The sequence below is a fragment of the Paenibacillus lautus genome (assembly GCF_050482385.1).
Taxonomy (GTDB): Bacteria; Bacillota; Bacilli; order Paenibacillales; family Paenibacillaceae; genus Paenibacillus_AQ; species Paenibacillus_AQ lautus_B.
This window is the reverse complement of the sequence record NZ_JBCNHV010000026.1, coordinates 82,425-105,506: the sequence shown is the minus strand read 5'-3', so window position 1 is coordinate 105,506 and position 23,082 is coordinate 82,425. Positions and strand designations below refer to the sequence as shown.

Below are 23,082 nucleotides of genomic sequence, written 5' to 3'. Positions count from 1 at the left end.
ACGTGCAAGCCATACTCTATTTTCATAGAACAGGCGTCAGACATCTATATCCATTGATTTTGTAAACACTTTGAAAGCTTTTCAACTTATCTAGTTTACCAAAAGTCCGGCTTCTCTTCTACCTGCTAACTTGATTTCCACACTTTTAATAGTGTTGCCATAATCCGCATAGCACTCTGCTTCGTAGAAACAAAAACAAGCCCTCCCAATCGGAAGGTTGCCTCTCATCGTCCGCAGCAGCTGCTACTGGCAGATGATCACCGTGCGGGGCTAGTGTCGTTATCTCATTTTTATATATGAAGATTAGTTCCCCTTTCTTCTACCAGGGACCTGGGATATTGCATGTTGATCTCCGTATCCTTTAGTCAGAGCCTCCTTAACATCTCAGCGGTCGACAGCCATCCAGGAATGCCCCAACGACCATGCATCGTGCTCACAGGGAGCAGTGCGCACGATGTACAAAACTTTAGAACGGAATCGCCCCAATCCGTCAACTGGTTCCAGGATTCCTTCACCACAGGTTTGCCCGTGCACGTCCTGCACCACATACCCTACTCTTATTCCGCACCCTCCAGCACAAAATCCATACTCGCCAAACGCTTGCCATTCACGACAATGTGAAGACGATGATCGCCGGAGTAGAAACGGCGGGTGGAGATCGGTTTAAACGACTGCTTCTTCTCCACCTTCCAGCTTCCCGGAGTATAGACCTTGTCCGAGCATTTATAACGTTTCGGCGCAAGCTTGCCGTTTGCCTTCATATAATCAATCTCGTAATCGATGCGGAGCGTCATCGGACTGCCGGTTTCGTTGACCACTTGAAAGGTGAACTCCAAATCATCACCCATCGCAATCACGGAACGTTTAATGCGCAGCTCGCGCACCTCAAGTCCCTCCAGCTCTTCAAGCTCCTCATACCCGAAAATGGCCAGTGCCCGGATATCCCCCTTCCGCAGCAGCGAACGCAGCGCATGCCGCACGATCCAATCCGTTAACGGATGTTTGCCATACCATTTGGAGGCAATCTCAAGCACAAGGTCTGGGTGATCCTTGGAAATATCGTTCAGGTGATTGGCGACGCTTTTTCTAACGTATAAGGAAGGATCCTCTTTCAACTGCTCCAGGATCGGCAGAGCCGGGTGCGGATCCTTAATCAAGGACGGCAGCTGCGGTGCCCATGGCAGGCGTGGTCTGCAGCCTTCACTCGCCAACCGGCGCAGATGCTCGTCATCGGACCGTGCCCAAGTCATCATCTGAGCCAGCATCCGTTCCTGATCCTGCATGATAAAAGGCCGGACGGCAAACTCCGCCGTAGAAGAATGCGTGAATACCGCCAATGCCTCCATCGATGTCTCCAGATCCTCCATCCCATTAACCTCTACGTAATCCGGAAAGAACACATATTCCACGCCTCTAAAATGCGGGGCTACCTGCTTCAGGATCTGAACGGCTTCCGGGTAAGAAGCAGGCAGCGTGTCCGTTAAGGCCAGCGTAATATGCCGGATGCGCTGCTTGAACTCCTCCTGTCCCCAGGCTTCATCATGAATCAGCTCCATGAACCGGTTCGCATCAAATGCCGGATAAGCCTCCTTCAACCGGTCGGTCAATTGCTGGAACAACGTATTTGAATACAGATCCTTCAGTGTTTCTCTCATATCAGTTCTCCCCAAAAAAATAATTTTTACGATAGTGTATCCACGTCTTATGAAATCCTGAAAGCCCTTTATTTATATGATAACCCGGCGATTCCAACCCATCTCCAAAAGAGCCGCCAACCTCTCTAACCCCATTCCCTGCCCCTTCCCAATCCAAAACATGTGGTGTAGGATGAAGTTGCACGCCTTTCGCTTTAGTGCGGTAGTCTGGTTAATTCCAGTTTACCCAATTGGGGGGGCGTTTTGCTTTATCCGAATCCGGCCTTCCAAAGCTGGGATGTCGTACGATGAATAGATCAACTAGTCCATGAACAACTCTCTTATCTCTATAGACAAACGTATATCGACATACTTTCACAGAGGATAGACCCTATTTAGAGGAAATTTTCCTTTCGAGATAAGGGCAGTAAGCCTCGAAGTTTATGCTTTTTGTTATCTCTAAAAAATTAATACATACATCATTACCCCATTTAAAAGACAGGAGGCGAAGCTCGAAGGACTACAACAAATTGCACATCAGGAGATGAAGAAGACATGGAAAGTTGGAAAAAGAACTTATGGATTTTATGGTTCGGCTCATTTATCGTTTCATCAAGCTTCTCGATGGTCATACCATTTCTCCCGCTTTTTCTGATTGAGCTCGGCGTTACCAAGCATACGGAAATGTGGTCGGGACTGCTGTTCAGTTCCGCTTTTTTTGCGGGCGCCTTGTCCTCTCCCTTCTGGGGAGCCGTCGGCGATAAATATGGACGCAAACCGATGATTATCCGCGCGGGGCTGGTGCTCTTTGTCATCTATATTCTGATGGCATTCGTCACGAATGAGTATCAGGTGTTGGTTCTCCGCCTGCTGCAAGGTCTTCTCTCCGGCTTTATCCCGGGTGCAATCGCTATTGTAGGCACCAACACACCCGAGAAAAAAGTCGGCTACGCCCTCTCTATGATGTCCACGGCAACCGCAACCGGCGGCATCATGGGCCCGATGATCGGAGGCACCCTGGCCTCCCTGTTCAGCAACCGAATGGCATTCGGATTGGCAGGGATACTATGCTTCGCAGCTACGCTGCTCGTCATATTCTGGGTCAAAGAAGAAAAATTCGTGCCCAGCAAAGAGCGCGTTTCCGTCATAAACACGTTTAAGGTCGCCGGACATAACAAGGCGCTGATGACCGTACTCATGCTTACGGTGCTGACGCAGTTCTCCGTCATGACGATCGAGCCCGTACTGCCGCTGTATATTGCTCAAATCGGCGGCTCTTCATCACATACCTCGATGATCGCCGGCTTTGTGTTCTCCATCGTCGGGATCGCCAGCATCCTGTTTGCGGCCCGCTGGGGACGCTTGGCCGATAAAATCGGGTTCCAAAAGGTGCTGCTAATTGGTCTGCTCGCCGGTGGAATCGGATCGCTCGCCCAGATCCTGTTCAGCAACATTTGGGCATTCTCGGCCATCCGCTTTGCATACGGCGCATTCTTCTGTGCCGTATTCCCGGCACTCAACGGCCTTGTCGTCAAACATACGCCAAGCGAATTTCGCGGGCGGGCGTTTAGCCTCAACCAGACCGCCAACCAAATTGGCGGGATGGCCGGGCCGCTCGCGGGCGGTATGATCAGCGGTATCTTTAACATCCATTCGGTATTTTTAATGACCGGTGTGTTAATGCTCATGACCACCGCCATCACCTATTGGACCATGCGGCCGTCGCGCGGGCAGCCTGTAGAAAAAGGCACCCTCTCTTCATAAAGTCTCTTTACTTGGCGCACGCGGGATGATTTCATATCTCGCGTGCGTAACTCATTATGGATTTAATTTGAATCATCGGGATGCTTATATCGTTTAACATCGTTAACTCATCATCGCTCGATTGTCTACATACTTCATTACATAGTTAATGTCATTGCATACCTAGTCCTGCTGCATATCTGCGTCGTATCACATGATTCCTCTTCACGGTGTACAAGCATGAATCCCACAAGCTCTTACCACGAACCCCATACAACTCCCTCACGACCGCGAAACATCTTGCCTAACCACCTATCGCTTTCGCAGCATCTCAAGCATTAGACATGCATATGATGGTCCGCTTCATCCCATGGCACCGCATAACCGCTTCCCTTCGCACAAAATATCGAAGAGGAGCTGTATTCCGGGTCCGCATTTTTATCGTATCCTTTACGTTCAATGACCTCAGCCTCGTTATGACACCGGCCATATCCCCCGTAAACCAGGGACATCGTACCTCTTCCCTTAGCGTAGGCGGCTAATTCCATGCTGTAATTCATCATGGTCGATACGGGAGCCGATCCCGTGACCGTCACCTTGTTTCCCGCCGTTTCCGGCGGCACGAAGCTTGCCTTCGCCTGGGTCAGATCCGACATCAACCGTCCGATATACTCGGCATCCACCTTCACCTTGAAATGATAGTAGGGCTCCAGCAGCATATTGGCTGTCTTCTCCAGCCCTTGGCGTATCGCACGGTAGGTGGCTTCCCTGAAATCCCCGCCGTGCGTATGCTTGTTATGCGCCCGCCCCTTCAGCAGGGTAATCTTGATGTCCGTAATGGGAGAGCCTGTAAGCAGCCCGTGATGGTCCCTCTCCCCGACATGCTGGGCAACCAGATGCTGATAATTGACCGAAAGCACATCGGGATGGCATTCATTGGAGAAAACGATGCCGCTGTTCCGCTCTCCAGGCTCCAGCCGGAGGTGCACCTCCGCATAATGCTTCAACGGTTCAAAATGACCACAGCCCACAACGGCCTCCGTTATGGTCTCTTTATATAAAATTTCCGGTTCACCGAAGGTGATCCGGTAACCGAACCGCTCGAACACGATTCGTTCCAGCACTTCAAGCTGAATGATACCCATCACATGGATATGGATTGCCTGAGCGTGCTCATCCCACTGCACAGACAGGGAAGGATCCTCTGCATCCAGCAGACGGAATTCGCGCAGCATATCCTTGGGATGAATCGAGGATTCGAATTGCACCTTCGACTTCAGAGTCGGTACAAGCTCATATACCGTCCGGCCACTCAGAGTCCCAAGCCCGTCGCCCGCCGCAGCTGAAGAAATACCCGTAACTGCAAACAGATCACCCGCATGCACCTGATCGACATTCGTCACGCGCCCCCCATTGATCAGACGGATATGCGTCACCTTGTCCGTGATCGTCTCCGTTCCGGAGAAATACGTGATCTCATCGCGCACCCGCAGCGTTCCGCCCATGGCTTTGATATACGTCAGTCTTGCACCTTGTTCGTCATGGCGAATCTTATATACCCTTCCGGCAAAATAATCCCCGGGATCGTAGTCCGTAACTGTCAGCAGATCGAGCTGATGCAAAAAATGAGACACACCCACGTATTGCAGAGCTGATCCGCTGAAGCAGGGGAATAGCTGCCCTTTCCTTATCATCGCAGTCATCGTATCCAACCACTGAGAAACCTCAACTCCTTGTTCCATATAGAGCTCCAGCAGCTTCTCATCCCGCTCCGCGATAGCCTCAATGAGCGAGGACTGCATCATGCCTTCGTGCAGCACATCCTCCTCCGTGATCATACAGACGTCTTCAGTAAGCTCACTTCGAATCTCAGCAAACACACGTGCCACATCCGCGCCTTCCCGGTCGATTTTATTAATAAACAAGAATGTAGGGACGCCATGCTTACGCAATAACTGCCATACCGTCTCGGTATGCCCTTCGACACCTTCCACGGCACTTATGACGACAACGGCGGCATCCATGACCTGAATGGCCCGTTCCATCTCCGGCGAGAAGTCGACGTGACCCGGCGTATCGATTAAATAATAAGTGGAACCGTTAAACTGCATGGTGGCCTGATCGGCAAATACGGTGATGCCCCGTTCTTTTTCTATGTCATGTCGATCAAGAAAAGCACTCTGATGATCCACGCGCCCGCGCTCCTGAATCGTATCGGTCATATATAACAACTGCTCCGCCAACGTAGTTTTGCCTGCATCCACATGGGCGAACATGCCTATCGTTTTTTTCATCCGCTTATTCCCTCTTCTGCAAGCCGGTTTAATTACATATCCATTGCTCTCACGATTTAATTTTACCATATCAGGTCGCATGAACGGCACATATGTTCTATCATTTCGGATGAGAATCGGCCATAAAACCAAAATAGCTGTCCACCCGCACCCCTATGGATGCAGCAGGACAGCTATCAGCGTTATCAAAAATATGACTCCCACTAAAGTGTGTGATATACGTTTATAATTCCATCCTTCGGATTACTTCACCAGCTCAAACGAGGATAACGCACGCGTAAGCGAGGCTTGCTGCATTTCCGTTGCATTGGCATCATTCAACGTCGTCGTAATCGTGTACACGATATCTCCGTTCTCAAAGACGATCTCCTGCGTCGTAAAGCCAACGCCGTTCTTCACCTGATGCACCTTGAACGACACGGCAGGCACACCGGCAAACGTAATCTTATCCACGCCAAGCAATTTCACCGTCGTCTCAGAAGCCGTGCTGGCTTCATTATAATAACGCTTGAGGTTGCTGACGATGAAGTCTGCGGATGTATCCTTCTGAGCATTAATTTCAAACCCGCCTCCCGCAAAACCATATTCCACCGATCCCTGCTCGAACTGATCATTCAGCGGTTCCCAGTACTTTGGAACATCGATATGGTAGCGGTACGTTTCGGAGTTCTTGCTTCTCATCTTGGTTTTATCGGTCAGATAGCCTTCATCGCCAATGCGGCCGAAGTTCTCCGGTACCACATCATAATTGATCTCGATCGATTCCAGCACCTTCTTCCAGTTGGAAGCCGTCCGTTCCTGACCGTCCGGTACCGCATATTCCAGATAATAACGGTAGCCGTTCTTCTGGATCATCACTTCATATTCCGTCACCCATTTATCTCCGAAGTTGTACCGCACCTCTTGAATCTGCCCTTTGACGCCCGAGATCTCCACAGGCGTAAGTCCGACGTATTCGTATGAATCTTGGACGAAGGATTCCGACAGCCAGTCTTTAAGCCGCTGCCCCCACGCTGTGAGCGTGCCATCAACCCCTGTTGGAGCCGATGCCACCGAGACGGACAGATAACCTTGCCCTTCGCTGCCGTATAACATATCCTTGTTGTTGATTTCCCAACCTGCAGGAATGCCAAACCATATGCCGTATTCTTCATTTCCTGCTTCGCGGAGCCCACCTACGATGGAAGAGACATCTTTTAATGTTTTATCTCCCGCCTGATAGGTCGTTCTAAATGAACCCAGCAAGCTCGCGTGCTTGTCCATATCCTTATAGTGAACCGCTTCAGAATCGGCAAAATACAGCTCATAGACGCGATCATTGGCATAGTACTGCCGACCTTCCCATAAAACGCCGTCGATATCGCGGGAAATGACTCTGGCATACGGTAGAACCCCGCTTGCGACTGTATCTTGGTGAAGCACAACATCTCCAGAATCGCTCAGTTCTTTCAGGAGCCGTTCTAACAAATCGTCAGGACTCAGCTTTACCTTCTGGGAGGAGGCATGAACCTCAAGATAATAGCGGCCCGTAGCATCGTTAAAAGCAGCACCGCTCTCGTCGTCCGTTCCTCTTCCAACGATCATCCAAGAAGGATAATTCATACTCCATTCAAAATAACTGTTTCCGATTCGGGTCTTCCCGGTCGTATTGTTGATCTCGCCCTCGTCATGCTTCTCTTCCTTATCCGTAACCATGAGACTGATGGACAGCTTGCCTTGGGAGGAGCTTACCTTGGCGCCAATCCCCGCGGCAACCGGACGCAGCGGTACCATCAGCGTTCCGGACACCATCGCCGGTTCTACCGGCAGCTGTACCTTTTTCCCGTCAATCCATGCGGTCTTGCTGCCGATAACGAGCACAATCGTATGCGGTCCTTGCAGCAATCGAACCCGGTTCTCGCCCTCCAGCTTGATCTCGCTGCCAAACGCTTTTTTAAACACGCCCAGCGGCACCATCAATACGCCCTGCTTCTGCTGTGGCTTGGCGATTGTATACGAGGTACCATTGACCGAAGCTGTGCTGCTTCCGCTTTGCACGGTCAGTATACGCTTCTCCGGCACAACGTCATCCCCCCATACGGGAAGTGACAACGACGTGAATAGCATCAAAGCCGATAAGGTTCCGGCTGTCATCTGTCGCAAACGTCGGCTTGACTCCGTTCTTACTCTCTTCACCATTACTCAGCCTCCTCAACGCTTGACGAAGCAGCTCGATTACCATCCTGGCTGAGCGTCAGTTTTATATTTACAATATCTCCATCCCGCTGCATCAATAGCTGAACCTGCTGGCCCGGGATGAAGGGCTTTAACCGTTCGTTGATATCAACGACGGAATAGATGCGCTTTCCGTTAATCGCGTATAACACATCATCCTCTTGGATTCCGGCTTTCCGGGCTTGCTCGGACAGCACCTTCGTAACGGTCAATGGGTCGTCTGAAGGCAGACCCACGATGGCGGACCAGCTTTCTTCCAGTTCCAACCCGAGACCGGCTCTTCGAACCTCGCCGTATTCCAACAAATGATCCACAATATAATGGACCGTTTCCGCAGGAATGGAAAAGCCCATATTTTCAATGCCAACGGCGGCAAACTTCTTGCTGTTGATGCCAATGACCTCGCCTTTCAGATTGACGAGCGGCCCTCCGCTGTTGCCCGGGTTAATGGCGGTATCGGTTTGAATCAGACGATAAGATCCGTCCACGCTCCGGTTTAGGCCGCTTACCACACCCACGGATGCCGAGTTTCGTAACGAGAAGGAGATTGGCGTACCTATGGCAACCACCGTTTCTCCAACCAGCGCATTTTGCGCGGATGCGGCAAATTTGGCCGGCTTCAGAGACTTGGCGTTAATTTTGACCAAGGCAATATCACTCATAGGATCGCTGTATACGCCCTTGGCTTTATAAGATTTCCCGTCTGACGTCACGACCGTGATTCCGGTTAGCCCGTCCACCACATGAGCGTTGGTGACGATCCACCCGTCTGCCTTCCAGATCACTCCCGTACCGTGCGCCAGGTTGTATCTGTCATCCACTTCGCTGCTTCCTTGTGGTGCCTTTCCGATAATGCCAACAACCGATGGCGACATCCGGCTGATAACTTGAGGCACCGCACTTTGTTCATATGTATTCTTGGACTTAGCGCTTGCTGCAGCCGCTATGTCTGTATGCATAATCGCATCGCTGCTTCCTGCCAGAATGATAGCCCCTAACAGTGCAACCGCCGACCGTTTTTGCCATTGTAAATTCCTCAATTCGTTTGTTCCTCCCCCGGTTCCATCCTCTACCCAACCTGTACTCCTCAATTTATCATGTTTTTCCATTTGTAGCCATTGCTTCTAGACCTATTTCTTTCACGTTTTTCCTGCGGACCTTGTAATTTTTCCCCGAAGAAACAAAAAGACGCCTTCACACTGCGTACAGCAGACGGGCGTCTTGTTTGTATGTATTTTTATTACATTCGTCAAATGAAGCCGCTTTAAATAAGGTACCTAGGCCAACCTAATGGTTAAACCATCCTGTAATCATGGCATAGTCAGAGTACAAGAACACAAATAAGCTGACGAGACCGAAAGCGATTGCGAATTTATTTTTTTGGCGGGCCATCAACAAGCGAACCACACCAACAAAGATCAGAATCGTAAACAGGATCATGAAAATATCAAATGTCTTAAATGTCGCGCTCGCATCCGATGCTGCTGCAAGGATCATGAAACGTACCTCCTCGTGGGTTTCTTCTCGGGCAAATTTACATATCTTCTTCTATGTTATCCATGTGCCCGTCCAGATGCAAGCCCCCCGCCCCTAAAAATGAAAAAAAGTCATAGAAATTTCTCATTTTTAACCAAATTTTCAGATATTAGCATGACTTTCATCACGGCAGAGGCTAGATCAAGCTTGCGTTATGGAGTCAGGCACAGGCTGCTTCGTAAATCCAAGTGACTCCGAGCAGGATCGAGAAACGTTCACTCCTGTTCCTCATACTCCTCAGGAAAGTCTTCACTTGGCAATGCCACAGAGGGATCTGTGATCGTAATCCGATCCTCTGGGTCCTTCTTGACATCCAGCACAACCTCACTAGACGGTCCACTGCTTACATTCAATTTGTTCACAGCAACCACATGGATTGCATACCGGCCGGATTGACCTGCCAACATATTGCGGTTCGGAATAATATAGGAACGGCTCACTATAGGTACATCATTCATACGATACAGTACTCCGTCAGGTCCTATGTAATATACATGATAATTTATGCCATCCTGCGTATCTGTCCAGGTTAAACCAATGGATTCATCTTCCTCATTTAGGATGGCCTGAAGACTGGATATTTTATTCGGGCGGCTCGAAACTTCGTTAGAATAACTACTCTTGCCGAAGCTGTTCACAGCCTCGACCACATAGTAGACGGTCTCCCGAAAACGCACATCGGATGTTACGTAGGCGCCTGACTTCACATTCGCTCCATCAGCAAATAATGTATAACCCGTTCCGGACTTCTCGCTGTAATATATATTGTAGGATTCACCTGGCTGCTTCGTCCAGGTTAATTGAACCTGACCCTTCACATAATGGAACTTCAGATCCATCGGAGCAGTTGGTTTCGTTGTCGGCGAACCCGACTGAGATGCTAGGGGCTCTGTCCCCCCATGGGGCTGTACTGACCCGGTAACGGTAGGAATTGTGGATGATGGTCCCGATGATGAGGTTACGATACCATGGATTACCGGGTGCGGACTTTCTGGTGGTGTTTCTACCTCACCCTCGGCAGTATCCAAGTTGATTTGCTCCACGGCTTTCAACCACTTCGTTGTAACCGAAGCCGCTTCTTCCCGAGTAACGGTATCCTTGGGATTCAAAGCATCGGCTGCAGATTCCTGAAAGAGCCCTAACTCCATGGCCAGTACGATAGCCTCCCTAGCATAATGGCTGAAGGAGCCTTCATGTAACTCCAGCGGCGCGGCTTCCCCGTCCGTGGTTTCCTTGTCGGTAACCCCTTGCAGAGCTCTTTGATATATCACGGCCATATCCTGACGTGTCAGCGGTTGTCCAAGTCCAAATCTTCCGTTCCCTACGCCCTTCACCAGCCCGGCATGAACCGCAGCTTCGATTGCGGGGAAAGCATAGTGATCGTTAGGTACATCCTTGAAGGTAGCGGCTCCTGGAAGTTCACCTGTGCCCAGATTTAAAGCATTGACCATTAATATGACAAAATCCTGCCGGTTGATGGCCGCTTTCGGCTGGATATCCCTACCACCGTCACCGGGATGGAGTCCTTCGGTTAACCGGAGGATGGCTTCCTGCGCATCGAAGCCCATCATATCTGAAACGGGCGCACCAGCACTTGCTTGAACGTTATCGGATGAGTTTATGTATAAAGCACTTGCTGCCAGAGCTATTAGAACGGAACAGGCGATTCTCTTCATACAATCCCTCCATATTGTCGCAATTATCAAGATCATACCATATCCTGGAATGCGAAGATATTGGAGAATGATATGAAAATAGAAAAAAAGAGCCCCCATTAATACATGGGGACTCCATTATGACGTTAACCTGTTCATCTGCGGAAATATGAAATGCAATTAGCTGTGGGCTGCACAGCTCCCTTCCAGCATGGAACAGATTCGAGCAGCTATTAATGTGCCGCTTCCACCTTGTTTAATTCCTTGGTTCGCTTCGTATCGCGTTCCAGGATGGGTTTCAGGTACTTCCCTGTATAAGACTCGGGCACCTTGACCAAATCCTCAGGCGTTCCGGTAGCGATGATGGTACCTCCGCCGCTGCCGCCCTCCGGACCCAGGTCAATCAGATAGTCCGCTGTCTTAATGACATCGAGATTGTGCTCGATAACAAGGACGGACTCCCCGGACTCCACCAGGCGGTGAAGCACAACGAGCAGACGGTCGATATCGTCCACATGCAGGCCGGTGGTCGGTTCATCCAGAATATACATCGTTTTGCCCGTGCTGCGGCGGTACAGTTCGGAAGCCAGCTTCACGCGCTGGGCTTCACCACCGGACAACGTGGTGGCAGGCTGGCCCAAAGTAATATAACCCAGACCGACATCCATCAGCGTCTGCATCTTCCGGTGAATCTTAGGAATGTTCTGGAAGAAATCCGTTGCATTCTCAACGGTCATCTCCAGTACTTCAGCGATGTTCTTGCCTTTATATTTGACTTCCAGCGTTTCGCGGTTGTAGCGTTTGCCCTTACACACTTCGCAAGGCACGTAGATATCCGGCAAGAAGTGCATCTCAATCTTGATAATACCGTCCCCGCGGCAAGCCTCGCAACGGCCACCCTTCACGTTGAAGCTGAAGCGGCCCTTCTTGTATCCGCGAATCTTCGCTTCATTGGTCTGGGAGTATATATCCCGGATATCGTCGAAAACGCCTGTGTAGGTCGCCGGGTTGGAGCGAGGCGTACGACCAATCGGTGACTGGTCGATGTCAATGACCTTCTCGATATGCTCCAAACCTTTCATCTCGCGGTATTGCCCCGGACGTACTTTGGCTCTGTTCAAGTCACGAGCAAGTGTCTTGTAGAGGATCTCGTTGACCAGTGTCGACTTGCCTGACCCGGACACGCCCGTTACCGCCGTAAAGACGCCAATCGGAATTTTCACGTTGATATTCTTCAGATTGTTCTCTTTCGCGCCTTTAATCTCAAGCCAGCGTCCATCGGTCTTGCGCCGCTTGCTGCTGACCGGAATGAACTTTCGGCCGCTCAGGTACTGGCCTGTCAGAGAGTTAGGGTCGTTCATAATCTCCTTCGGGGTTCCCTCCGCAATGACCTGGCCGCCATGAATGCCTGCGCCTGGGCCGATGTCGATGATATAGTCTGCGGCCATCATCGTATCTTCGTCATGCTCGACCACAATGAGCGTATTGCCCAGATTCCGCATATGCTCCAGCGTGGAAATCAGGCGGTCATTATCCCGCTGATGCAGCCCGATGCTGGGCTCGTCCAGAATGTACAGCACGCCCATTAGGCTGGAGCCGATCTGCGTGGCTAACCGGATCCGCTGGGCTTCCCCACCGGACAGCGTTCCCGCCGAACGACTGAGAGTCAGGTAATCCAAACCCACATTGACAAGGAAGCCCAAGCGGCTGTGAATCTCCTTCAGAATGAGATTGGCAATCTGTGTTTCTTTTTCGCTAAGCTCCAGGTGATCGAAGAATTTCAGGGACTCTCCGATCGACAAACTGGTGACATAGGCCATGTTGCGGTCATTGATCGTAACGGCCAGGCTTTCCTTCCGGAGACGCTGACCTTTACAAACATCGCATGGCTTGCTGCTCATATAGCCTTCAATGTATTCGCGAATACCCTCAGAATTCGTATCGCGGTAGCGACGTTCCAAGTTCGGAACGATACCCTCGAAGGTTACATGCGCTTCCTTGCGCTGACCGAAGTCATTCTCGTAACGGAAGTGAACCTTCTCATTGCCCGTACCGTACATTAGTTTATTCATCTGTTCCTGGCTAAAGGTACTGACCGGCTTGTCCAGCGGAATGCCGAAATGCGCGCAGACCGATTTCAGAAACTGCGGATAATAAGTCGACGTGCCCCCGCTCCATGCGGCAAAGGCACCTTCCTCCACGCTTTTGCTCGTATCCGGTATAAGCAGCTCCGGATCCACAATCATCTCGACGCCCAAGCCGTCGCAATCCGGACAAGCGCCGAAAGGGGTATTGAAGGAGAACATTCTCGGCGTCAGCTCTTCCATACTGAAGCCGCAGATCGGGCAAGCAAAGTTGGAGCTGAACCGCAGCTCCTCCTGACCCATGATGTCGACCAGGAGCTGACCGCCTGACAGGTTCAGTGCCGTCTCGATCGAATCGGCAAGCCGCGCCTCGATATCTTCCTTAACCACGATCCGGTCGACAACCACCTCGATCGTATGCTTTTTGTTCTTCTCCAGCTCGATGCTTTCCGACAGATCGCGCAGCTCTCCATCGACGCGCACCCGGACAAAGCCCTGCTTCGCAATATCGGCAAACAGGTTCTTATGCTCGCCCTTGCGCCCGGAGATGACCGGCGCGAGAATTTGCAGTCTCGTCTTCTCGGGATACTGCATGATGCGGTCTACCATTTGCTCGACCGTCTGGGAGGTAATCTCCACGCCATGCTCCGGACAGTGCGGGTGTCCCACCCTGGCAAACAGCAGACGCAGATAATCATAGATTTCTGTTACGGTACCTACCGTAGAGCGCGGATTGCGGCTCGTCGTTTTCTGGTCAATCGATATCGCCGGCGATAGGCCTTCAATGGAATCGACATCCGGTTTCTCCATCTGTCCGAGGAACTGGCGTGCATAAGCGGACAAGGATTCCACGTAACGGCGCTGACCCTCCGCATAAATCGTATCGAAAGCGAGAGAGGATTTACCCGAGCCGCTAAGCCCCGTAAGAACGACGAACTTGTCACGCGGTATCGTGACGTCGATATTTTTCAGATTGTGTGCGCGGGCGCCTTTGATCACAATATTTTCAATTGCCAAACGATATCATCTCCTACTCCATATGGCATGCATGTGGTACTTATATTTTTACAAAGAGAACGACCGCATAGGCCGTCCCCCCTGTCATTCGTCTCTCCAACAATTATTCAGCTTGCAGCTCCAGCAGCGCATCACGAAGCTCTGCCGCACGCTCGAATTGCAAATTCTTGGCCGCTTCCTTCATCTCGGATTCCAGACGCTGGATCAGATTCTGACGCTCTTTCTTCGACATCTTCTGTCCCTCGCCCACCAGGTAGTCTGCTTTGCCCTCCGCAACCTTCGTTGCCTCGATGACGTCGCGGATCTTCTTGCGGATCGTTTGCGGCGTTACGCCGTGCTTCTCGTTGTACGCAACCTGGATGCTCCGACGGCGCTCGGTTTCCTTAATGGCCCGATCCATGGAGTCTGTGATTTTATCACCATACATGATCACTTTACCTTCTGAGTTCCGGGCAGCCCGGCCAATCGTCTGGATAAGAGCGCGGTCCGAACGGAGGAAGCCTTCCTTGTCCGCATCCAGAATCGCAACCAAGGAAACCTCCGGCAGGTCAAGACCCTCCCGTAGAAGGTTAATACCCACCAGCACGTGGAATGTACCAAGCCGCAGATCGCGCAGAATCTGCATCCGTTCCAATGTCTTGATATCGGAGTGCATGTAACGAACCTTGATGCCAATTTCCTTCAAGTAATCGGTCAGGTCCTCTGACATTTTCTTCGTGAGGGTGGTCACGAGCACACGCTCGTCACGTTCCACCCGGTCATGGATCTCGCTAATCAGGTCATCGATCTGCCCTTCTGTTGGGCGCACATCAATGATCGGATCGAGCAGGCCTGTCGGCCGGATGATCTGTTCGACCATCGTATCGCAGTGCTCCATCTCATACGGTCCCGGCGTAGCCGACACGTAGATGATCTGGTTGACTTTCTCCTCGAATTCCTCGAACTTCAGCGGCCGGTTATCCAGCGCGGACGGCAGGCGGAAGCCGTGATCAACCAGCACCGTTTTCCGTGCCCGGTCACCGTTGTACATCGCGCGGATTTGCGGGAGCGTAACGTGCGATTCATCAATGACAAACAGCATATCGTCCGGGAAATAGTCAAGGAGCGTATATGGCGTAGCACCAGGCTCCCTGAAGGTCAGGGGGCCGGAGTAGTTCTCGATGCCGGAGCAGAATCCGACTTCCTTCATCATCTCGATGTCGTAACGGGTACGCTGCTCCAGGCGCTGCGCTTCCAGCAGTTTGCCTTCCGAGCGCAGCAGTTCAAGGCGCTCTTCCAATTCGCGTTCGATGTTCACGATTGCTACCCGCATCGTCTCTTCACGGGTAACGAAGTGAGACGCCGGGAAGATGGCGATATGCTCGCGTTCTCCAACCAGTTCGCCCGTTAAGACGTCGATCTCCGTGATCCGCTCGATCTCATCGCCGAACAGCTCGACTCGAACGGCATGCTCCCCCTTCGAGGCAGGGAATATCTCGATCACATCCCCACGGACGCGGAAGGTCCCGCGAACGAAGTTGATATCGTTCCGCTGGTACTGGATATCAACCAGCCGCGACAAAATCTCATTGCGCGGCTTCTCCATGCCCACCCTGAGTGAAAGCAGCAATTCTCCGTACTCATGCGGCGAACCCAAGCCATATATGCAAGATACGCTCGCCACAATGATGACATCGCGCCGTTCGAACAGCGAACTCGTTGCAGAGTGGCGGAGCTTATCAATCTCTTCATTAATGCTGGAATCCTTCTCGATATACGTATCGGAGGAAGGGATATAAGCTTCCGGCTGATAGTAATCGTAATAACTCACGAAATAATCTACCGAGTTATTCGGAAAGAATTCCTTAAACTCGCTGGCCAGCTGTGCAGCCAGCGTCTTGTTATGCGCAATGACGAGTGTGGGACGGTTTACCTTGGCGATTGTCTGCGCGATCGTAAACGTCTTACCCGTTCCTGTTGCACCTAGCAGCGTCTGATGTTTTTTCCCTTGGCGGAGTCCTTCGACCAACGCATCAATAGCCGTGGGCTGATCGCCCTGCGGCTGGAATTCAGACTGGATCTCAAAGGATTTGGTACTGACAACTAAATCGCTCATTGCCCTTCATCACCCTCATACTCTAAAATGAAATTCATGCTAAAAGATATGTCGAAACTTCCCGATGATATACTATGGGAAATTAGTGGTGTCTACGTAAAGAATAAGAATATTTGTTCCCGTCTCATTATACCCTTTACGTTTTTTTGATGCAAATAGTTTAATGAAAATTTCAATAAGTTCCAGCGCGAATGTTCCGTGCTTCAACTTGTATGGCCCGGCAGCCTTCATATTCCATGTCGGACTAGCTTCAAGCCGAACCCATGATCTTCAATTAACTTCCTTAAGGAGATGATACAGCGTTATGGATATTACGATTATTTTTGGCATTCTCGCCGGCCTGGCCGCGTTGATCGGAGGGTTTTTATGGGAAGGCGGGCATCTGAGCGGCCTGCTGCAAGGAGCGGCTGCGCTTATCGTATTCGGCGGCACCATCGCCGCCGTCATCGTCAGTTTCCCGGCCACCCGGCTCCGCACCATCCCGGCTGCGCTCAAGCTGGCCTTCGGCCGCAGCAACCGTTCAACGGACGAACTGATTGACGCCATTGTTGATATGTCGGTTACGGCCAGAAGAGACGGGGTGCTGGCCCTGGAGCGCATCTCCGCCGATCACGAGGACCCGTTCCTCCGGGAAGGCATGCAGATGGTTGTCGACGGCAACGATCCGGAAATGGTGCGCCAAATCCTGGAGCTCGATATCAATGCCGCCGAGCAGAAGCACGAAGGGTATGCCAAGATTTTCGAGTCCGCCGGAGGATATGCTCCTACCATGGGGATCATCGGTACCGTCATGGGATTGATCCACGTACTGGGCAGTCTGCAAGACCCAACCGATCTCGGACCTTCGATCGCGGTCGCGTTTACCGCCACTTTATACGGCGTCGCAAGTGCCAATATTATCTTTTTGCCCATTGCGTCCAAGATTAAAGCACGTTCCGAAGAAGAAATTGCAAATATGGAGCTGCTGCTCGAAGGAATTATGGCTGTTCAGAACGGAGAGCACCCGCTGTTGGTTCGTAAAAAGCTAGCCTCCTTCGCTTCCGCTGGCTCCACGGACATTCCGTCCTCAAGGGGGATCGCGCATGAGACAGCCGAATAGACGGCGCCGTCATCGCAAGCAGGCTGAAGGCGACCAGCGCGACCGCTGGATGATCACCTATGCCGACCTGATTACGCTGCTCCTGATCTTTTTTGTTGTGATGTATGCCATGAGCCGGCTCGATACGGAAAAATACAAACTTGTCACTCAATCCCTGCAAGCCACCTTCCAGAGCGGAGACAGCATCCTGGAGATGGGTTCGGGCCTTACCGGCACAGCCGACACGGAGAACCATAAGAATCCTCCACCGCAGCCTGCCGCCAATGAGGAAGAAGAGGGTAAAGATGCAGGTTCTGAACCGCTAACCGAGCGGGAGCTCGCTTTCCGTGCCCAGGAAGAAGAGCTGGCGAACTTTATGGGGCTTATTCAGCAATACGTAAAGGACAACCAGCTCGAAGAGGATATCTTCATCGCGGACGAGCCGCAAGGGATTGCCATTACGTTAAGCGACCGCTTCCTGTTCGATGTCGGCAAGGCTGAGCTTAAACCCGGGGCCGCTCCCGTTCTGGGCAAATTGGCAAGCCTGTTCGGCGATTTAAATACCACGGTGAGCATCGAGGGGCATACGGACAATGTGCCGATCGGCCGCTACTCCAGCTACAAGGACAACTGGGAGCTCTCCGGTGCCCGCGCCATGTCAGTGCTCAGGTTCTTCCTCGAGAACAGCAAGCTGGACCCGGAAGGCTTCCAGTATGCAGGTTATGCCGATACGAGACCGGCTGCGGATAATGCGACTGCCGAAGGCAAGCAGAAGAATCGACGGGTTGAAATTACAGTGTTACGGCAGCTTAAGGAGTAGGAGGATGGCCTCCATACGGCTAAACCCGCTCCATGCCTTTAAATGAAAAGTCTTAACCCATCATCACCTATATGAAATAAGCGCCCGGCAGACTGAATACATACATTCAGATCTGGCCGGGCGCTTTCGTTTTAAAACAATGATTCGATCACGAACAACGTTCCTGAGAGATATGAGATTTCCAACATACTCGTTAAGCGCCTTGCCCTGCCCCGCGCTCGCTTGGCCGCAGGACAGCGGAACCGACGGCCAGCAGAATGACCGCCATCAGACTGAGAATGGTCAACGGCAGTGCGATATCGGACAACGTGCCGCCTGTAGCCGCGATCTCCACCGCCTCAATGGCCCATTTTTGCGGTATGAAGTTGGCGATCTTCTGCATGAATTCCGGCATGATGGCAAGCGGCCAGAAACACCCGCCCAGCATGCAGGTCGGCGTGACGATCATGGAATTGATCATAGCCGCATTTTGCCCGTTCCGGATCAACCCAGCAACCGTACTTGCCAGCCCTAACGATACCATCATGAAGGCCATCAAAATAAGGAAATGCAGCAGTAACGGAACTCCGTAATCGTAACGGAGCACATACCGACTGAGGATGAGCACGATGACCACCTGCAGCGAGCCGACCACCAAGCTGCCCAGAAAATTACCTAAGGCGATCTGATAGGCACGCACCGGTGCAGTGTACATGCGAGACAGCGTTCGCTGTCTGCGGTCATCGATCATCATCGACACGACGCTGGAGATGAGGGTCATCATGAACATCAGGGTAAAGCCCGTTACGTTCGAGAGTCCCGGCTTGGCGTACAGATTCAAATCCGTGACCTCAGTATCCACCCGATTCAGCGCGGATTGCTTGAGCACTTCTTGCAGCATCAACATTCGGTCAACAGCCGGCTCCGCGGTTTCCCGGATCAAAGCAGCCGTGCCGCTCAGACGCGTAACCGCAGAGTCCGCCGTCATTCGTATCATCACCGAAGCTTCCGAAGTTGAAGCCTCATATACCTGAACCATCGGCCACTGTCCTTCAATCAATCCGTCGCTGAAGCCCTCCGGTATATAAACACCTACCATGCTTTTATTCTCCACCAGGTCTTCTCTCAACATGTTCTCGGATTCGAACTCCTTGAGTACGTATTGACCGCTGCGCTCCAGCTCGTTCATCAGATACTGACCTGCCGGGCCCTCATCCTCATTCACATAAGAGACTAGAATGCTCGCAGCCGAGGTCTGCCCCAAGAAAAACACCGTCAAGGTAACAACCACGCAAGGAACCAGCAGGAAGACGATCCAGCCTCTTTTGCGCCCCAGTGTGCGTCTTACCATATGCCAGGCTATGGTTAAGCTATGCATGGTATCCCACCTTTCTGTACGTAATCATGGCTGCAGCCGACAGGGCCGCGGCAATAGCCGCTAGCATTCCGAGGCAAGTGAGAATCAATTGCACGTCGCTGTTCAGCATCATCCGCAGCATGCTCTGCATGGCCCAATGATTGACAGTGAAGGCGCTGATCTTCTGGAAAAAGTCCACGGGAAGCGGTATGAAGCCTCCGCTGATAAACGTCATGGCGATAATGATCGCCTGCAACAGCCCCCTGGCTCCTGCCGCTGTAGAAGAGACTAGGGTTATAAACGTGGCAATGGTCATGGACGATAACGTGATTAATACGCAGACCATGATGAGCAGCAAAGGGTGAGGCCCCCATTTCACGCCATACAGCCACATAGAACCCAGCACAATGGCTGCTGCCTGTACAAGCGTGATTAGACTGCAGCCGATAATTTTACCGGCAAATACAGTTCCGGGTGTGACCGGTGCGCTTTGCAGGCGATACAGGGTCCGGCTTTCCCGCTCTCCCAGCAGACTGCTGCTTGCCATCTGACCGGAATACAAAAGAAACATGATCAGCATGGAAGCTGCGTAATATTGGGCTGCTGAATACGTGGCTCCTTTCTCGCCTAGTTTCCCGATCGTTACGTTCGGTTCGGACGAGGTTTCAAATGGTGCTGCCGTTTGAGCGGCAAGAACTTTATCTCCGCCCATAACGATAACCTCCGCCTGTTTGTGATTGACATCCGCGATAAAGGTCTTGAAGATGGTGTCTGCTACCAGGTTGAGATTACGGTCTCTTCCGGGCAACAATTCAAGCTTCACGTCCGCTCCCTGGCCCATTCGTTCATCAAAAGAAGCGGGAATTACCACCGCATAATCCACCTCGCCCCTGCGCAGCTTTCCTTCAACCTCTTCACGGCTGGCTGCCATCTCTTGAACCAGAATGTCCTGTATCTCCGGTGAGCCGGTTAGAGCCTCAACACTCCCCGGCAGCTGGCCTCCGTCCGCAGCATTCACTACAAATCCCACTCTGACCGATGGCTGTTTAAACTCCTGATCGTTGCCAAACCAGCCCGAGAGTGCATTTCCCAATATAAAAATAAGGAGGAGCGGCAGCAAAAACTGGTTAATCAGCACCGATCGGCTGGTAGCCATCCGCTTCAACTCAAACCAGGCAATAATCATCGTATTCATCTTCGGGTATTCCTCCTTCATGAATTCCTCTGCACATGTCCCTTATGATCAATCACGCAGCGTCCGCCCGGTCAGACTGAGAAATAGCGTTTCAAGCCCCGGTTCCTCGCACTCCAGAGAGCGAAGCGTCGTATGCTGCTTACTGCAGATGAACAGAATATCCTGCAGCTCCTCCTGAGCCGACGGTACATAGACCTCAATCTGGTTATCATTCTGCGTGACGCGTCGAACGCGCGGGTGAATGGTCAACTCCTCCACCAATTCCGGTGTGATCCCATCAGCAGTAAGTATGATTTTTTCCTCATGCGCCACGCGTGCCCGAAGCTCCTGCTGCGTCCCGCAGGCGATAACATGACCTTGATCCATAATCGCCACCCGATCACTGATCGCAGCAACTTCCTCCATATAATGACTCGTATATATTACGGTAGAGCCCATGCGGTTCAATGTCTTCACGGATTCCAGGATATGATTCCGGGACTGCGGATCAATCCCTACTGTAGGCTCATCCATAATGATCAGCTTCGGACGGTGCGTGATCGAGCATGCAATATTCAATCTTCGTTTCATCCCCCCGGAGAAGGTGGACGGCTTTTCCTTCGCCCGGTCCTGCAAGCCGACAAACTCCAGCGCCTCTTCCACCCGTTCCTTCAACTGATGGCCTCGCAGCCCGTACAATTTTGCAAAAAAAGCGACATTATCCCAAGCCGACATCTCTTCGTACAGAGCCAGATCCTGCGGCACCAACCCGATTCTCCGCTTCACTTCCAGCGGCTGTTCATCAATCGAGATACCGTCCACCTTAATGCTGCCCTGATCCTTGGGAAGAAGGCCACAGATCATACTGATGGACGTGCTTTTGCCGGCCCCATTCGGTCCTAGAAGCCCAAAGATTTCCCCTTCGTTCACTTCCAGGTTCATATGATCCACCGACAGCTTGTTTCCATATCTTTTCACGACATCCTTCATCTGCAGAAAGACCGCCATAATCACCATCTCCATTTCTCATATCTCTCGTAACCATTTGTTGTTTTCATTCTATCTGAAATGTCCGAATTTTTAAGGTAGAAGAAGTCACCTTATAGGGTGACGAAAGTCATCTCCTTACCAAAAACATCCTTGTGATATAATAAAGCCACTCGTTTGAACGTTTTGATTTCACTATGGAAAAGGGTTTGATCGCACGTGACATCCCCACTTACTTATCTCCGATATGGCTTAATTCTCCTTCCGGCCGCCGCGGACATCTTTTTGCAGCAGCTCGATGATTACGGGGAATATATGGTGTACATATTGCTGTTTCTGGCGATTACGGTGCTAAGCCGCTTTTTGCCATCGCCCGCTTATCTGAAGGCAGCCGCTCTGTTGGAAATTCCACTATCTCTGTGGCTATGCCATCAATACGGCTTCCTCATGGTGTTCCTGTCCATCTCCACCCTATGCGTCTATTTGCCCTTATTCCAGCGGCCAGGCAGGCTAGGGGTGTCGTTCGGTCACCTTGTGCTGCTCAACATGGCCATTACCGATTACGATGCGCTGCTGCTGACGACAGCCAATCTGCTGTTTCTGTTCATGGCGGTAACGCTCAACCACATCCATGAAATGCATCAGAAGCAAGTGGATCATATTCAGCTATACGACGAGCTGAAAAGACTGCATTTCCAGCAGGATGAAGCTGGTAGACAATTGCTGCAATTTGCCCATCAGGTAGAGGGCGCAGCGCAGGCCGAGGAGCGTAACCGCATCTCCCGCCAGCTGCATGACAATATCGGCCACCGGCTGATTCGCATAAAAATGATGATGGAAGCAGCTCTCCATATCGTGCCTCAAGATTCCGTCCGCGGTATGGATATGCTCCATCAAATCCGTGACCAGCTGGGAGAGAGCATGGAGCAGATGCGAACGGCCGTAAAACAAATGAACCCGGTCCGGCGGATCACGGACGACTATTCCCTGGATCGGCTGCTGGAAGAGACCGGCCGGGAGACCGGAATCGAGACCGACCTTATATTGCAGGGCATCCCCTATCCGCTCTATCCCAGTCAACAGGTGGTGCTATACAAAAATGCCCGTGAAGCTATCACGAACGCCATCCGCCATGGCGAGGCTAAACGAATCCAAATCATCCTGCAATACGGAGACCAGGACGTCCGGATGGAGGTTTCCAACGATGGTACAGTCCAGGAGCCGGCTGGCCACGAAGCTGCACCGGATCGTCAAGGTATCGGAATGAGCGGCATGCTCGAACGAACCCAAGTGGTGGGTGGGACGCTTGAGGTACGGAGAACCTTACCTTTTACCGTCATCACCCGGCTGCCTGTCTACCAGAAGCGTGAAATTATGTAATTTAACGAGACAAGAAGCCGTATCTTATTTTATAG

General features: G+C 51.6%; 15 protein-coding genes. 4 read left to right on the top strand and 11 right to left on the bottom strand.

Annotated features, from left to right (window positions below):
- Window positions 1-557: 557 nt before the first annotated feature.
- A complete protein-coding gene (locus ABEW73_RS28110; protein ID WP_430170450.1) occupies window positions 558-1,655 on the bottom strand; it encodes a DNA alkylation repair protein in 1,098 nt (365 codons plus the stop codon).
- A 534-nt stretch (window positions 1,656-2,189) separates the two neighbouring features.
- On the opposite strand from ABEW73_RS28110, the gene ABEW73_RS28105 reads away from it, so the two are divergent.
- A complete protein-coding gene (locus tag ABEW73_RS28105) occupies window positions 2,190-3,398 on the top strand; it encodes an MFS transporter (RefSeq protein WP_430170451.1) in 1,209 nt (402 codons plus the stop codon).
- Between the two features lie 317 nt (window positions 3,399-3,715).
- Here ABEW73_RS28105 and ABEW73_RS28100 read toward each other — a convergent pair whose 3' ends face one another.
- From ABEW73_RS28100 to uvrB, 7 genes are all read right to left on the bottom strand, one after another.
- Window positions 3,716-5,671 (bottom strand): GTP-binding protein, encoded by a 1,956-nt coding sequence (locus ABEW73_RS28100; RefSeq protein ID WP_430170453.1) that lies wholly within the window; start codon window positions 5,669-5,671, stop codon window positions 3,716-3,718.
- 243 nt (window positions 5,672-5,914) lie between these two features.
- The gene (locus tag ABEW73_RS28095; protein WP_430170454.1) at window positions 5,915-7,849 is read right to left on the bottom strand and encodes a copper amine oxidase N-terminal domain-containing protein; all 1,935 of its coding nucleotides are present in this window, start codon (window positions 7,847-7,849) and stop codon (window positions 5,915-5,917) included.
- Window positions 7,849-8,925 (bottom strand): S1C family serine protease, encoded by a 1,077-nt coding sequence (locus ABEW73_RS28090; RefSeq protein WP_430170456.1) that lies wholly within the window; start codon window positions 8,923-8,925, stop codon window positions 7,849-7,851. Before ABEW73_RS28090 ends, ABEW73_RS28095 begins: the two co-directional genes overlap by 1 nt.
- Before the next feature lie 247 nt (window positions 8,926-9,172).
- Window positions 9,173-9,382, bottom strand: coding sequence for a hypothetical protein (locus tag ABEW73_RS28085; protein ID WP_430170458.1), 210 nt, complete (start codon window positions 9,380-9,382; stop codon window positions 9,173-9,175).
- 254 nt (window positions 9,383-9,636) lie between these two features.
- On the bottom strand, window positions 9,637-11,097 hold the full coding sequence (locus ABEW73_RS28080; RefSeq protein WP_430170460.1) for an S-layer homology domain-containing protein: 1,461 nt from the start codon (window positions 11,095-11,097) through the stop codon (window positions 9,637-9,639).
- 212 nt (window positions 11,098-11,309) lie between these two features.
- Window positions 11,310-14,177, bottom strand: coding sequence for an excinuclease ABC subunit UvrA (uvrA, locus tag ABEW73_RS28075; RefSeq protein WP_430170462.1), 2,868 nt, complete (start codon window positions 14,175-14,177; stop codon window positions 11,310-11,312).
- 103 nt (window positions 14,178-14,280) lie between these two features.
- Window positions 14,281-16,272 (bottom strand): excinuclease ABC subunit UvrB, encoded by a 1,992-nt coding sequence (gene uvrB / locus ABEW73_RS28070; protein WP_430170463.1) that lies wholly within the window; start codon window positions 16,270-16,272, stop codon window positions 14,281-14,283.
- Window positions 16,273-16,576: 304 nt separating this feature from the next.
- Between uvrB and ABEW73_RS28065 the strand changes: the two genes are divergently transcribed.
- Together ABEW73_RS28065 and ABEW73_RS28060 are read left to right on the top strand one after the other, a co-directional pair.
- Complete coding sequence (locus tag ABEW73_RS28065; RefSeq protein ID WP_430170464.1) at window positions 16,577-17,371, top strand: flagellar motor protein; 795 nt, start codon at window positions 16,577-16,579, stop codon at window positions 17,369-17,371.
- A complete protein-coding gene (locus ABEW73_RS28060) occupies window positions 17,355-18,170 on the top strand; it encodes a flagellar motor protein MotB (RefSeq protein ID WP_215160589.1) in 816 nt (271 codons plus the stop codon). The genes ABEW73_RS28065 and ABEW73_RS28060 overlap by 17 nt, the downstream gene beginning before the upstream one ends.
- Window positions 18,171-18,363: 193 nt before the next feature.
- Here the strand turns inward: ABEW73_RS28060 and ABEW73_RS28055 are convergent, their stop codons facing one another.
- Genes ABEW73_RS28055 through ABEW73_RS28045 form a run of 3 tightly spaced genes read right to left on the bottom strand, consistent with a single transcriptional unit; the run spans window position 18,364 to window position 21,697 of the window.
- Complete coding sequence (locus tag ABEW73_RS28055) at window positions 18,364-19,527, bottom strand: ABC transporter permease (RefSeq protein WP_430170466.1); 1,164 nt, start codon at window positions 19,525-19,527, stop codon at window positions 18,364-18,366.
- Window positions 19,520-20,701, bottom strand: coding sequence for an ABC transporter permease (locus tag ABEW73_RS28050; RefSeq protein WP_430170468.1), 1,182 nt, complete (start codon window positions 20,699-20,701; stop codon window positions 19,520-19,522). Before ABEW73_RS28050 ends, ABEW73_RS28055 begins: the two co-directional genes overlap by 8 nt.
- A gap of 48 nt (window positions 20,702-20,749) precedes the next feature.
- Window positions 20,750-21,697 carry an ABC transporter ATP-binding protein gene (locus tag ABEW73_RS28045; RefSeq protein WP_430170556.1) on the bottom strand — a complete coding sequence of 316 codons (948 nt, stop codon included), beginning with the start codon at window positions 21,695-21,697 and terminating at the stop codon, window positions 20,750-20,752.
- Between the two features lie 189 nt (window positions 21,698-21,886).
- On the opposite strand from ABEW73_RS28045, the gene ABEW73_RS28040 reads away from it, so the two are divergent.
- On the top strand, window positions 21,887-23,047 hold the full coding sequence (locus ABEW73_RS28040; protein WP_430170469.1) for a sensor histidine kinase: 1,161 nt from the start codon (window positions 21,887-21,889) through the stop codon (window positions 23,045-23,047).
- Window positions 23,048-23,082: the final 35 nt, after the last annotated feature.